We start from the raw sequence: 13,558 nt of genomic DNA on the forward strand, positions 1-13,558 counted from the left end.
TGCTGGGGGAATAAGTCATGGTCTCTGCGGCGGATTATCTACGCAAGGTGTTGCTTTCCCCCGTCTACGAGGCGGCGCGGGTTACCCCTTTGCAAACCCTGAAGAAACTCTCCGAGCGGCTCGGCAATCACGTCAGTCTGAAGCGGGAGGACCTGCAACCGGTCCACTCCTTCAAACTGCGCGGCGCCTACCACAAGATTGCCACCCTGACCCAGGAGCAGAAGGAGCGCGGCGTCATCGCCGCCTCTGCCGGCAACCACGCCCAGGGGGTGGCCCTGTCGGCCGCCAGGCTCGGCATCAAGGCGATCATCGTGATGCCCAAGACCACGCCGGACATCAAGATCGACGCGGTGCGCCGTCAGGGCGGCAACGTCATGCTGTTTGGCAACAGCTTCGACGAGGCCTACGGCGAGAGCCGTCGCCTGGCCGAGCTTGAGGGCTACACCCTGATCCCGCCGTTTGACGACGTCGAGGTGATAGCCGGGCAGGGCACCATCGGCAAGGAGCTGCTGGAGCAGGATACCCATCTCACCCACGTCTTCGTGCCGGTGGGCGGCGGCGGGCTGGCCGCCGGGGTGGCGGTTTACATCAAGCAGTTGCTGCCGGATGTGAAGGTGATCGGAGTGGAGGCGGAGGGTTCCGCCTGCCTCAAGGCCGCGCTGGCGGCCGGCGAGCCGGTCAATCTGGAGCGGGTCTCGCTGTTTGCCGACGGGGTGGCGGTCAAGCGCATCGGCGAGGAGACCTTTCGCCTGTGCAACCAGTATCTGGACGAGGTGGTGACCGTCTCCAACGACCAGATCTGCGCCGCGCTGAAAGACATCTTCGACGACTGCCGCGCCATCGCCGAGCCGTCGGGGGCCCTGTCGCTGGCGGGCCTCAAGGCCTACAGCGAGCGAGAGCAGGTGAAGGGTGGCCGGATGGCGGCCATTCTGTCCGGCGCCAACGTCAACTTCCATAGCCTGCGCTATGTCTCCGAGCGCTGCGAGATTGGCGAGAAGCGCGAGGGCATGCTGGCGGTGACCATCCCCGAGCGCAAGGGGGCCTTCCTCGACTTCTGCCGTCAGCTTGGGCCCCGCATGGTGACCGAGTTCAACTACCGCTACGCCGATGCGGAGCAGGCCTCGCTGTTCGTCTCGGTGCGCCTCAGCGGCGGAGATGAGGAGCTGGGGCAGATCATCGATCAGCTCGGCGGTAACGGCTATCCGGTGGTCAACATGACCGAGAGCGAGCTGGCCAAGAACCACGTGCGCTACATGATTGGTGGCCGCCCGGCCCGGCCCCTCGGTGAACGTCTCTACAGCTTCAAGTTTCCGGAGCAGCCGGGCGCCCTGATGCGCTTTCTCGAGACCCTCGGCTGTCGCTGGAACATCAGCCTGTTCCACTACCGCAACCACGGCGCCGACTACGGCCGGGTGCTCTGTGCCTTCGAGCTGCCGGACGAGGACGTGGCGTCTTTCCACGACTATCTGCACGAGATTGGCTACGGCTGGAAAGAGGTGAGCGACGACCCCGCCTACCGGCTGTTTCTGGCTAGCTGACGGCAGAGCAAAACAGAGGGAGGCGTCAGCCTCCCTTTTTCATTCAGGATGTTTGCGGGCCAGGCCGCCTGAGCCACTGAAAACCGTAGGCCAGCGCCATCAGCAGCAGGGTGCCGGGCAGCACAGTCTGCCACAGGAAGGGCAGGTCCAGTCCCGTCATCAGGATCAGCAGGGGGTTGGCGCCCGCCGGAGGGTGGATGATATCCAGTTGTTGCATCAGGGCGATGGCCAGCCCCACCCCCAATGCCATCTGCAGCTCCACCGGCAACGGCAGCCAGGAGACGGCCAGGCCGACACAAGCCGCCAGCAGGTGGCCACCCAGCACGTTCTTCGGGCGAGCGAGAGGGCTGTGGGGCAGTGAAAACAGCAGCACGCAGCTTGCCCCGAAAGGCGCCATCACCAGCGCCGCATGCCAGCTGAGGTTCATCCAGCCCAACAGGCCGATCGCCAACGCCGCCCCGCTTCCCGCCCATAGCGAGCCATACCATCTTGTCATTGCAGTTCCCTCTTGGTTTGTCAGTCGTGATTAGGCACATTAGGTAGACAGATCGGTGTACTTCAAGAGGCAATCATGAGTGAAAAGCGTCAGCAACTGGTGGAGACGGCCTATCGCCTGTTCAACCGCCATGGCTTTCATGCCACCGGTGTGGATCGCATCTGGGCCGAAGCAGGCAGCACCAAGCGCACCCTCTATCGCCACTTTCCCACCAAGGACGCGCTGATCGAGGAGGTGCTGATCTCCCGTGACCGGGAGTTCTTCGCCCTGCTCGACCAGAGGCTGGCCGGGCTAACGGGGCGCGAGGCTCGCTTGCAGGCGCTGTTCGACGGCTTCGGGGAGTGGTTCGGCCGCAGCGATTTCTATGGCTGCAACTTCATCAACGCCAGCGCCGAGTTTGCCGACCCGCGCCATCCGGTGCGCAAGCTGGTGGTGGCCCACAAGCAGGCGCTGCTGAACTGGGTGATGCACCGGCTCGACTGCAATCTGGCGCAGGCCACCGGGCTTTGCCTGCTGCTGGAGGGGGCCATAGTGATGGCGCACAGCTATCAGCAGCCGCCGGCGCTGGAGCAGGCTCGTGCGCTGGCACAGGCCATTTTGGTTGACGATGCGGCGATAATGCAGCCAAGTTCACACTCCTGACTTGCTGGTCATTTGAGGCTTCTTCGGGATGGGATACCCTGAGTGGCGGCGAGGCCGCCTGACGGCTTCACACAGGGAGAGTGCGCACTCAGGCGCCCATAACGACTTATTGCAGAGGCTAAAAATGAAAAAATCGATGCTTGCCGTTCTGGTCAGTGGTTTGCTGGCAACGGGGGCGGTACAGGCTGCCGCTCAGGACAACACCTGGTATGTCGGTGGCAAGGCCGGTTGGTCCAATTTCTATGGTGTGGATTATGACCAGCAGGTCAAGGATGTACTGGATGCGGTGGATGCCAACGAGAAGGGGAACGAACTTGGCCTTGGCGCCTTTGCCGGCTATCAGCTGAACCAGAATGTGGCGTTCGAATTTGGCTACGACTGGCTTGGCAAGTACAAGGTGGATCAGCACTACTCTGGCAATGGCATCAATGCCGGACTGGAAGGTGAAGCCAAGGCCCAGATGCTGCAGGCCACCATGAAGATTGGCTTCCCGGCCACCTCGGCGCTGGATATCTATGGCCGTCTGGGGGGCGCCTATGCCTGGACCGAGAGTTCACTCGATGCCTGGATCAGCGATGGGAGCAATTCAGTTTCCGGTTCGAGCAAGGGTAACAAGTATCACGGTGCCGCCTTTGTCGGGGCGCTGGGTATCGAATACGCCATCGACAAGGATTGGGCCGCCCGCCTCGAGTACCAGTACACCACGCCGCTTGGCAAGACCTCGCTGGATGAGTCCGGCATCGAGCTGGACAACGGCCTGCTCTCCGTCGGCATGCTCTATCGCTTCGGTCAGGTCGGCGATACGGTCGCCGCGCCGGCACCGGCCCCCGTGGTTGCCGAACCCGTGCCCGTGGTGGCGCCCAAGACCTTCAGCCTGAGCTCTGACGTATTGTTCGAGTTCAACAAGGCAACCCTGAAGCCGGAAGCCAACCAGGCACTGGACAACCTGTTCAGCCAGATAGTGGCGGCCAATCCCAAAGACGGGGAGGCCACCGTGGTGGGCTATACGGATCGCATCGGTTCCGACACCTACAACCTCTCTCTCTCCGAACAGCGCGCAAGAAGCGTGGCCAACTATCTGGTCAGCAAGGGTCTGTATGCCGACAAGGTGCGGGTCGAGGGGCGTGGCAAGGCCAATCCGGTGACCGGTGACAGCTGTGCCAGCCAGTCCCGGCAGCAGCTGATCGCCTGTCTGGCGCCGGATCGCCGGGTAGAAATCCATCTGGAAGGGGTCTCCCAGCCGGCACAGTAACCGCCGCAGAGATGACAACGGGAGGCCTGGCCTCCCGTTTTTTTATGGTGTTTCGTGTGGCAGATCAGAGCCCGAACAGCGGCCGCAGGCGGATGCCGATCAGGCTGCCGGCGAGGGCCATCAGCATCCAGACCCAGCCGTGCAGGCTGCCGGAGGCGGTGCCATCGAAGAAGCCGCCCAGGTTGCAGGCGCTGTACATGGCCCCCATGCCCATCAGCAGGCCGCCGAGAATGGCCGCCATGCTGTTGCCGAGGCGGATCGGGGCGAAGTTGCCGCCACCGCTGATGCAGCGCGCCAACATGGCCCCCAGGATCCCGAGCCAGAACATGCCGACCATGGGGTTGAGAAACAGCGGCTGGGCCAGTTTCGGGTTCCCCTCGAACAGGCCGAACAGGGAGGCGCCGCGCAGCGCCATGTCATAGACGGCACCGGTGATGGTCCAGGCCGAGCCATGCAGGGCGACCACGCTGGAGTTGAGCAGGGCGATGAGGATGCCGCCGGTCAGCACGGTGAAACGACCGTCACGCCAGAACAGGTTGCCGCCGCTGAAGATGGGCTTGATCTCGCCGGTGTGCTTCTGCTCGCTCTTGCGAAACAGCAGGAACAGCACGGCGACCAGCGCCAGGTTGAGCAGCATGCCGCTCCAGAGGTTGCCGGTCAGATCCTTGGCCAACACGACCTGACTGGAGAAGGTGGCCTCCAGCTCGGGGCGGAACTGGTTGCTGATGAGGGTGCCGATGCCGTAGCAGAGCAGCACCAGCCAGAAGCGGGGTTGCCCCTCGCCGCAGCAGTAAAGGGTGCCGGTGGCGCAGACGCCCGCCAGCTGCATGCCGATGCCGAACAGGAAGGCGCCGACGATGAAGGGAATGCCGATGGCCATCACGTTGCCCACCATGGCATCGCCAAACAGGGCGTGACTAAAGGAGAGGAAGCAGGTGAACAGCAGAATTTCGATGGCGATGGTGAGCAGGTGAACCCGCACATAGTAGCTGTTGCGTTTGGTCAGCATTTCACGCCAACCGAAGACGATGCCGAAGCGGCTGAAGGAGAGAGTAAAGCCGAAACCGAATCCAATCAGGGCCATCAGAGCCCATTTCATACCAAAGGTGTTGCCTAGCCAGAGTAACGCTCCCCCCGCGATTGCCACGATGGGGAGCGACCATTTTCGATTCATGATGTTGTTTCCTGTGTGTCATGGAAGATAGCCGAGCATCCTATTCCTCCACGACAAACGGGACCAGCTCTGATTGGCTCTTCGCGTCGAAAGTGAAATGAAAACCCCATCCAGATCAATTTACTGTGCGGCTTGCTCACAGGGTGAACAGCAGAGTGGGGCTAGTCTGCCGACATGGTGCACAACAGGGGCCAGCACGACAGGGGGCGACGCTTCACTGATCAGGAGAAGGCGCGGGAGAGTTCGCCCAGCATGCCACCCAGGATGGAGAGGCTGACGGCGCCAAACAGCAGGCCGGTCACCAGGTTGAGGGGGCGCTGAACCCGGCCGAGCAGGCGCTGGGCCCGCTCGGTGGAGAGGCTCCAGGCCAGCACCCCAAACCAGACCAGGGAGAGCAGGAACAGCTCCAGCACCAGCAGTCCCCGGGTCAGGCCATCCACCTGGGGCGTCACCATGGCCGCCAGTAGCCCCATGAAGAACAACAGCGCCTTGGGATTGAGCAAGTTGGTGGCCAGGCCGCTCTGCACCCCCTTGCGCCAGCCGGCGCGCTCGCCACCGGCCTTGAAAGCCTGCTCACCTGACCCTTGCCAGGCGGCCATCAGCGCCCCCCAGCCGAGCCAACCCAGATAGAGGGCGCCGACCATCTTCACTGCCATGAACAACCAGTGATGTTCGGCGATCAGCAAGCTGATGCCGGTCAGGCTCAGGGTGGCGTGCAGCAAGATGGCGAGCGCGATGCCCAGCGCCGCGCCAAGGGCGGTGGGCCTGTGCAGGCTGGTGCGCAGGATCAGCGCGAAGTCGGGGCCCGGGCTCGCCAGGGCAACGAGATGGATGAGACCTATGGTCAGAAACAGGCTGGTAAACATGGGCATAACCTCAACGGCATGATGAGGTCACAGGATGAAGGAGGCGAGGCCGGTTTGATTGTAAAAGATTGCACCGATCGCCGCGGATCAGTCCGTGCCAGTGGCCGTCATCAGTCCGGTACGACTGAGACGGGGCGCATCTGCTGGCGATATTCGGCGGGGGTGAGGCCGAAGGCCTGCCGGAACCCGTGGTGAAAGTGGCTCTGATCGAAGAAGCCGACCGCGAGCGCCACCTCGCTCACCGGCAGGCCGCTGCCGAGCAGGCGCTTGCTTCGCTCCAGCCGCAGTCGCTTGAGCCAGGCGTAGGGGGTCATGCCAGTCTTCTTCTTGAACTGGCGCAGGAAGGCGAAGCGATCCAGCCCGAACAGGGCGGCCAGATCCTCCAGGCTGTGGCGCTCGTCGAGCTGGGCCAGCAGATGGTCGCGCAGGTATCTGAGCTGGGTATCGGCCAGGGCGTGGCGTTCGGGGGCGAGATGCAGCAGCTCGCCGAGCAGGGCCAGCAGCTGGCTCTCCGCCAGCAGACCGTCAGGTTCGGGAGCCTCGCCCAGATACATGTGCAGGCGGGCGAAACCCAGATAGAGGTCGGGGCGGCTCTGCAGTCCCTTGTCGAAGAAGGGTTCAGGGCTGTCCGGCAGCCAGATGGCCAGTTGTTCGGGGGCGATGGCGAACACCCGCACCTCGTACCCTTCCGGCAGCAGGCTCAGGCCGTCGTGCATCTCGTCCGGATTGACGGTGGAGAGCTCGCCGCGCACCAGGTTGTGGCTGCTGCCCTTGTGGATGAATTTCTGGCCGCCCTGCTGCACCAGACCGATGTGATAGTCGAGGTGAACATGGCGGCCATAGCTGAACTCCCTGTGGTGGGAGTGGGAGAGTTCAACCCCCGGCAGCAGCCGGGATTGCCAGTAGTGGATGCGGGAGTGGGGTGTGCTCATCGTCTATTGATAACCTGAAAGCCGGCTCAAGGCTTGTAGATTATTGCAGCGCGACGAGCCATACCGTCAATCCTGCTGTGTCACCGGCCGGCGGCTGCCGCTGCGCAGCCCGTCCAGACTGAACAGCACCAGGGCGCTCCAGATGAAGGCGAAGGTGACCATCTTGTCCAGCGCCAGCGCCTCGCCGTACAGGGTGACCGCCAGGATGAACATCAGGCTCGGCCCTATGTACTGGAAGAAGCCCAGGGTGGAGAGCTTGAGCCGGGTCGCGGCGGCGGTGAAGCAGAGCAGGGGGGCCGTGGTGACTACGCCGGCGGCGATCAGCAGCAGATTCAGGTGCCAGCTGTTTTCGGTCATATGGCTGGTGGGGCTGTCGGCAATACCCCACAGATAGAAGGCGGCCGGGGGCAGCATGATCAGGGTCTCGATCAAGAGGCCGGTGAGGGCGTCGAGGGCCAGTTTCTTGCGAATGAGGCCGTAGATGGCGAAGCTCGCCGCCAGCACCAGGGCGATCCAGGGCAGGGAGCCGAACGCGATGATCTGGATGGCGACGCCGATCGCCGCTAGCCCGACCGCCCACCACTGCAGGCGACGCAGCCTCTCGCTCAGGAACAGCATGCCGAGCAGCACGTTGAACAAGGGGTTGATGTAGTAGCCGAGGCTGGCATCCAGCATGTGGCCGTTGTTGATGGCCCAGATGAACAGCAGCCAGTTGCCGCCAACGGTCACCGAGGTGAAGGCCAGGGTGAGCAACACTTTGGGCTGGCGCAGCACTGCCTGTACCTTGTGCCACTGGCGGCCGAGCAGGGTCAGCACCAGCAGCAGGGCGCAGGACCAGATCATGCGGTGGGTCAGGATCTCGGCGGCCGGTACGGCCGAAATCGTCTTGAAGTAGATGGGGGCCAGGCCCCAAAGGGTGTAGGCGCACAAGGCGTAGATGACGCCTTGGCGCTGAATTTGTTGCTGCATGCGGATAACCTTCACTGGAGAGTCGGATGCGAGAACGCATCGCAAAAAACCAGTGTAGCGATCCTTTAGGAGGGACAGAAGCGAATAAATGGGGAAAGATGGATGGTGACGATATGTTTTACCGTCTAGCGGCCACCGCGCCGGATCTTGTCGACGTCCCGCAGCAGCCACAGCATCAGGGCGATGGCCGAGATCCAGGGGCCCCAGGTCACGTAGGCTTCACCATGCCCCAGTGCGAAAAACAGCAGGGGTAGGCCGATCACCAGAAACAGTACACTTCCCAGAAAAAATAACATTTTTATCTTAATATTTAACGACTTGCCTGTTTGATAATTATATCGATTGAGACGTGCGATGAAAGGGGAAAAATGAAAAAGGGGGTTTTAACCCCCTTTTGCGAAGATGGAAGCTGTTTCTGCGATTATTCCAGCTGGATCCAGGTACTTTTCAGCTCGGTATATTTCTCCAGCGCATGCAATGACTTGTCGCGCCCGTTGCCGGACTGCTTGAAGCCGCCAAACGGCATTGTCATGTCGCCGCCATCCCAGTTGTTGACGAACACAGTGCCTGCGCGCAGGGCGCGGGAGCCCTTGACCGCCTTGTTGAGATCCGCCGTCCAGATCGCCGCGGCCAGGCCGTAGTCGGTGTCGTTGCCAAGGGCGATCGCCTCCTCCAGGGTATCGAAGCCGGTCACCGCCAGCACAGGGCCGAAGATCTCCTCGCGGAAGATGCGCATCTCTGGGGTCACCTCGTCGAAGATGGTGGGCTCGATGTAGAAGCCGCCGCTCTCCTCGTTGGTGCGCTTGCCTCCCAGCAGTAGTTTGGCCCCCTCTTGCTGGCCGATATCGATATAGCGCAGCACCTGCGCCATCTGGATGTCGTCCACCATGGCACCGATGCGGGTGGTGGGGTCGAGGGGGTTGGCGGAGATCCACTCCCGGGCGTGGGCCAGCAGTCGCTCCATGAATTGCGGCTTGATGCTGTTTTGCACCAGCAGGCGGGAGGCGGCGGTGCACACCTCGCCCTGGTTGTAGAAGATGGCGCCGGCGGCGCTTCGGGCGGCGGCGTCCAGATCCGGCGCGTCCGCCAGTATGATGTTGGGGCTCTTGCCGCCGCACTCCATAAAGGCGCGCTTGAGGTTGGACTTGCCGGAACACTCCACCAGATGCTTGCCGATTTTGGTGGAGCCGGTGAAGGTTATGCAGTCCACGTCCATGTGCATGGCCAGCGCCTCGCCTACCGTGTGGCCAAAGCCCGGCAGTACGTTGAAGACCCCGTCCGGAATGCCCGCCTCTTTGGCAATACCCGCGATGCGCAGGGCGGTGAGGGGGGATTTTTCGGAGGGTTTCAGGATCACCGAGTTGCCGGTAGCCAGCGCCGGACCCAGCTTCCAGCAGGCCATCACCAGCGGGAAGTTCCAGGGCACGATGGCGGCCACGACGCCGAGGGCCTCGCGGGTCACCAGTGCCAGCGCGGACTCCTCCACCGGGGCGACCTGATCGTAGATCTTGTCGATGGCCTCGGCGTTCCAGGCGATGCAGTTGGCGGCGGCAGGGGCGTCGTAACCCATGGCATCACCGATGGGCTTGCCCATGTCCAGCGACTCCAGCAGGGCCAGTTCCACCAGATTGAGGCGCATCAGCTCGGCGAAACGCTGCAGGATCTGCTTGCGCTGTTTCGGTGACAGGCCGCTCCAGCGCTTATCATTGAAGGCGGTGCGGGCAGCCTGCACCGCCAGTTCGGCGTCGGCGGCGTCGCAGGCTGCAACCTTGGTCAGCAGCTGGCCGTTGGCCGGATTGATGCAGTCAAAGGTGGCGCCATTGATGGCGTCCCGGTAGCTGCCGTCGATGAAGGCTTGCGAGGGCAGGGTCAGGTGGGCGGCCTTGTGTTGCCACTGGGCCAGGGTCAGGTCACTCATGTTCACTCCTTGAACCGGTCTTAAGTCAGTTCCCGCGTATCAATATGCTAAACAACCCGCCACTTGTAAATCAATCTTGTAACAATTCCTTAAACACTGTTCCCTGCCGAGGGGGTACCGTCGTTTAGAAGCTGGCGGGGGTGTTGGCCGAGATCAGCACGCACTCCTGTTCGCCCACGTTGCGAAACCGGTGCGGGGTGCGGCTATCGAAGTAGTAGCCATCCCCGGCCGCCAGCAGGTAGATCTGCTCGCCCACCGTGACCTCGACTTCGCCGCGGATGATGATGCCGCACTCTTCCCCTTCGTGGCTCAGCATGTCGTCACCGGTGTCGGCGCCCGGCGGCAGTATCTCCTGCAGCATGCCGATGGCGCGGTTGGCACGGCTGTGGCCCACCAGGCGGTAGCTGATGGGATGAGTGCCGAGATCCGGCATCTCATCGGCGCGAAAGACCACCTCGGAGTCCATTTCTGTCTCGTCGGTGAAGAAGCTGGCCAGGGACATGGGAATGCCTTCCAGCACCTTGCGCAGGGAGGCGACGGAGGGACTTACCTGATTCTTCTCGATCTGGGAGATGAAGCCGTTGGTCACGCCCGAACGTTTGGCCAGCTCCCGCTGGGAGAGGGCGGCCTTGGTGCGAACCGCCTTGAGACGGTGACCGATATCCATCGATAGACACTCCTTGCTGTTTACTATTATTAAATTTGTGTTAAATATCTTATACCACCCTGCTCATGCCATCTAGCCGGGGTGACACCGGACAGGGCAATAATGAGCCCTTTTTTAGGAATTCAGGTGTTTAATTTAATAGGCGATAGCCGATAGTTGCTAAACACCTTAAGGATGAGGTGACCATGAAACCGATCAGCGACATCAATACCCCCTCCGACATGTCCGCCTTCTGGATGCCGTTCACCGCCAACCAGCAGTTCAAGGCGGCGCCGCGCATTCTGAAGTCGGCAGAGGGGATGTATTATCACTCAGAGGATGGCCGCAAGATACTGGATGGCACGGCCGGGCTCTGGTGTTGCAACGCGGGTCATGGTCGCCGCGAGATCGCCGAGGCGGTCTCCCAGCAGATTTCCCACCTCGATTTTGCTCCCACGTTCCAGATGGGCCACCCCCTGCCGTTCGAGCTGGCCAACCGGCTGGTGGAGATAGCCCCCAAGGGATTCGGTCACGTCTTCTATACCAACTCGGGGTCCGAATCCGTCGATACGGCGCTGAAAATCGCGCTGGCCTGGCAGCGTGCCCGGGGTCAGGGGACCCGCACCCGGCTCATCGGCCGCGAGCGTGGCTACCATGGCGTCGGCTTTGGCGGCATCTCGGTGGGCGGCATTCCCGGCAACCGCAAATGGTTCGGCTCCCTGCTGACCGGGGTGGATCATCTGCCCCACACCCTCAACATCGCCCAAAACGCCTTCACCAAGGGACTGCCTGACGAGGATGTCACCTTGGCCGACGAGTTGGAGAAGATCGTCTTTTTGCATGACGCCAGCAATATAGCGGCGGTGATCGTCGAGCCCATCGCCGGCAGTACAGGGGTCATCATGCCGCCCAAGGGCTACCTCAAGCGGCTGCGGGAGATCTGCACCAAACACGGCATCCTGCTGATCTTCGACGAGGTGATCACTGGCTTCGGTCGTCTCGGCTCCCCGTTTGCCGCCCAGGAGTTCGACGTTATCCCCGACATGATCACCTGTGCCAAGGGGCTCACCAACGGCGCCATCCCCATGGGGGCCGTGCTGGTACAGAGCCACATCTATGACGACATGATGGCGGCGGGCAAGGGGGCCATCGAGCTGTTCCACGGCTATACCTACTCGGGTCATCCGGTGGCTGCGGCCGCGGGCCTGGCGACCCTCGAGATCTATCGCAACGAAAACCTGCTCAGCCGCGCCGCCGATCTGGCGGGCTACTGGGAGGAGGCGGCTCATTCGCTCAAGGGCTGCAAGCACGTGAAGGATGTGCGCAACTATGGTCTGGTGGCGGGTATCGAGCTCGAATCCATGCCCGATGCGCCGGGCAAGCGTGCCTACGAGGTGTTTGTGCGCTGCTTCGAGAAGGGGGCCCTGATCCGGGTCACCGGCGACATCATCGCCCTGTCGCCGCCCCTCATCATAGAGCGCAGCCAGATCGACGATCTCTTTACCCTGCTGCAGGATGTCCTGCAGGCCCAGCCCTGATCCAGCCAATGGCCCCGCTTCGGCGGGGCCTTGAGCAGGTCGGGTGCACCCAGCCATTACCCATCACGGAGGATACATGACATACAGGGTCAGCAATTTTATCAACGGCGTACGTCAGGAGAGTCGCAGCGAACGCCAGGGGGCCATCTTCAATCCGGCCTGTGGCAAGCAGCAGGGAAGCGTGGGGCTGTCGAACGCGGCGGAGTGCCAGGAGGCCATCGCTGTGGCCCAGCAGGCCTTTTCTGACTGGTCGCAGACCCCGCCGCTGGTGCGGGCGCGGGTGCTGTTTCGCTTCAAGGAGCTGATGGAGCAACACAGGGACGAGCTGGCGGAGCTCATCAGCCGCGAGCACGGCAAGGTCTTCTCCGATGCTCAGGGCGAGCTGACCCGGGGACTGGAGGTAGTGGAGTTCGCCTGCGGCATTCCCCATCTGCTCAAGGGGGAGCACTCCCTCAACGTGGGGCGCGGAGTGGACAGCTACTCCATGATGCAACCGGTCGGGGTGTGCGCCGGCATCACGCCGTTCAACTTCCCGGCCATGGTGCCGCTGTGGATGTTCCCGGTGGCCATTGCCTGCGGCAATACCTTTATCCTCAAACCGTCCGAGAAGGATCCGTCCCTCTCCCTGCGCATGGCCGAGTTGCTCAAGGAGGCCGGCCTGCCGGATGGCGTGGTCAACGTGGTGAACGGCGACAAGGAGGTGGTGGACGTGCTGCTGACCGATCCGAGAGTCGGCGCCGTGTCGTTTGTCGGCTCCACCCCCATCGCCGAGTACATCTACTCGACCGCTTCGGCCCACGGCAAGCGGGTGCAGGCGCTGGGCGGCGCCAAGAACCACATGGTGGTGATGCCGGATGCAGACCTCGAGCAGGCAGTTTCCGCCCTGATGGGGGCAGCCTACGGGGCGGCCGGGGAGCGCTGTATGGCCATCTCGGTAGCCGTGGTGGTAGGGGATGAAACCGCCGATGCGCTGGTGGCACGCCTCGCGCCGCTGGTGGAGAAACTGCGGGTCGGCCCGGGGCTGGGGCAGGCACAAGAGAACGAAATGGGCCCCCTCATCAGCCGCGAGCATCTGGCCAAGGTGCGCGGTTATGTGGATCAGGGGGTGGCCGAAGGGGCTCAACTGCGGGTCGATGGTCGTGGCTTGCAACATGAAGAGGGCTACTTCATCGGTGGCTGCCTGTTCGATCGGGTGAGCCCGGAGATGCGCATCTATCGGGAGGAGATTTTCGGCCCCGTGCTCTCCATCGTGCGGGTTCCCGATTACGAGACGGCGCTCAAGCTCATCAACGAGCACGAGTACGGCAATGGCACCGCCATCTTCACTTGTGACGGCGATACGGCGCGGGACTTCACGGCGCGGGTGCAGGTCGGTATGGTAGGGGTGAACGTTCCCATCCCCGTGCCCATGGCATTTCACAGCTTTGGCGGCTGGAAGCGGTCCATCTTCGGACCGCTCAACATGCACGGACCGGATGGGGTGCGCTTCTATACCCGGATGAAGACGGTGACGGCACGCTGGCCCCAGAGTCTGCGCAGCGGCGCCGAATTCTCCATGCCGACCATGAAGTGACTTTCTGCCCCACG

Annotated in this window: 13 protein-coding genes; 5 read left to right on the top strand and 8 right to left on the bottom strand. The window is 62.6% G+C overall.

Features of this window, described 5'->3' with window-relative positions; all coding sequences use genetic code 11:
- Positions 1-17 precede the first annotated feature (17 nt).
- Entirely contained in the window at positions 18-1,538 is a 1,521-nt protein-coding gene (gene ilvA / locus ACB034_RS15175; RefSeq protein ID WP_201900101.1) for a threonine ammonia-lyase, biosynthetic, read from the top strand.
- Between the two features lie 43 nt (positions 1,539-1,581).
- On the opposite strand, the gene ACB034_RS15180 is transcribed toward ilvA, so the two are convergent.
- The gene (locus ACB034_RS15180) at positions 1,582-2,034 is read right to left on the bottom strand and encodes an HPP family protein (protein ID WP_042027135.1); all 453 of its coding nucleotides are present in this window, start codon (positions 2,032-2,034) and stop codon (positions 1,582-1,584) included.
- Between the two features lie 75 nt (positions 2,035-2,109).
- Between ACB034_RS15180 and ACB034_RS15185 the strand changes: the two genes are divergently transcribed.
- Positions 2,110-2,676, top strand: coding sequence for a TetR/AcrR family transcriptional regulator (locus ACB034_RS15185; protein ID WP_042027134.1), 567 nt, complete (start codon positions 2,110-2,112; stop codon positions 2,674-2,676).
- Positions 2,677-2,800: 124 nt separating this feature from the next.
- Complete coding sequence (gene ompA, locus ACB034_RS15190; protein WP_371173176.1) at positions 2,801-3,928, top strand: porin OmpA; 1,128 nt, start codon at positions 2,801-2,803, stop codon at positions 3,926-3,928.
- Between the two features lie 64 nt (positions 3,929-3,992).
- On the opposite strand, the gene ACB034_RS15195 is transcribed toward ompA, so the two are convergent.
- The 7 genes from ACB034_RS15195 to ACB034_RS15225 form a co-directional block, all read right to left on the bottom strand.
- Complete coding sequence (locus tag ACB034_RS15195) at positions 3,993-5,102, bottom strand: YeeE/YedE thiosulfate transporter family protein (RefSeq protein ID WP_371173177.1); 1,110 nt, start codon at positions 5,100-5,102, stop codon at positions 3,993-3,995.
- 221 nt (positions 5,103-5,323) lie between these two features.
- Positions 5,324-5,968, bottom strand: a complete 645-nt coding sequence (locus ACB034_RS15200) for a LysE family translocator (protein ID WP_371173178.1) — start codon at positions 5,966-5,968, stop codon at positions 5,324-5,326.
- A gap of 110 nt (positions 5,969-6,078) precedes the next feature.
- Positions 6,079-6,900 (bottom strand): helix-turn-helix domain-containing protein, encoded by an 822-nt coding sequence (locus tag ACB034_RS15205; RefSeq protein WP_371173179.1) that lies wholly within the window; start codon positions 6,898-6,900, stop codon positions 6,079-6,081.
- Between the two features lie 66 nt (positions 6,901-6,966).
- Positions 6,967-7,869, bottom strand: coding sequence for an EamA family transporter RarD (gene rarD, locus ACB034_RS15210; protein ID WP_042027126.1), 903 nt, complete (start codon positions 7,867-7,869; stop codon positions 6,967-6,969).
- A gap of 125 nt (positions 7,870-7,994) precedes the next feature.
- Positions 7,995-8,165, bottom strand: a complete 171-nt coding sequence (locus ACB034_RS15215) for a hypothetical protein (protein ID WP_167335337.1) — start codon at positions 8,163-8,165, stop codon at positions 7,995-7,997.
- Positions 8,166-8,290: 125 nt separating this feature from the next.
- Positions 8,291-9,787, bottom strand: a complete 1,497-nt coding sequence (locus ACB034_RS15220; protein WP_042027124.1) for an aldehyde dehydrogenase — start codon at positions 9,785-9,787, stop codon at positions 8,291-8,293.
- Between the two features lie 124 nt (positions 9,788-9,911).
- A complete protein-coding gene (locus ACB034_RS15225; RefSeq protein ID WP_026456339.1) occupies positions 9,912-10,454 on the bottom strand; it encodes a cupin domain-containing protein in 543 nt (180 codons plus the stop codon).
- 185 nt (positions 10,455-10,639) lie between these two features.
- Between ACB034_RS15225 and ACB034_RS15230 the strand changes: the two genes are divergently transcribed.
- Both ACB034_RS15230 and ACB034_RS15235 read left to right on the top strand, forming a co-directional pair.
- Positions 10,640-11,971 carry an aspartate aminotransferase family protein gene (locus tag ACB034_RS15230; protein ID WP_371173180.1) on the top strand — a complete coding sequence of 444 codons (1,332 nt, stop codon included), beginning with the start codon at positions 10,640-10,642 and terminating at the stop codon, positions 11,969-11,971.
- 76 nt (positions 11,972-12,047) lie between these two features.
- The gene (locus ACB034_RS15235; RefSeq protein ID WP_268856103.1) at positions 12,048-13,544 is read left to right on the top strand and encodes a CoA-acylating methylmalonate-semialdehyde dehydrogenase; all 1,497 of its coding nucleotides are present in this window, start codon (positions 12,048-12,050) and stop codon (positions 13,542-13,544) included.
- Positions 13,545-13,558: the final 14 nt, after the last annotated feature.

The sequence above is a fragment of the Aeromonas sp. S18(2024) genome, from assembly GCF_041402525.1.
In the GTDB taxonomy this organism is placed as follows: Bacteria; Pseudomonadota; Gammaproteobacteria; order Enterobacterales; family Aeromonadaceae; genus Aeromonas; species Aeromonas enteropelogenes.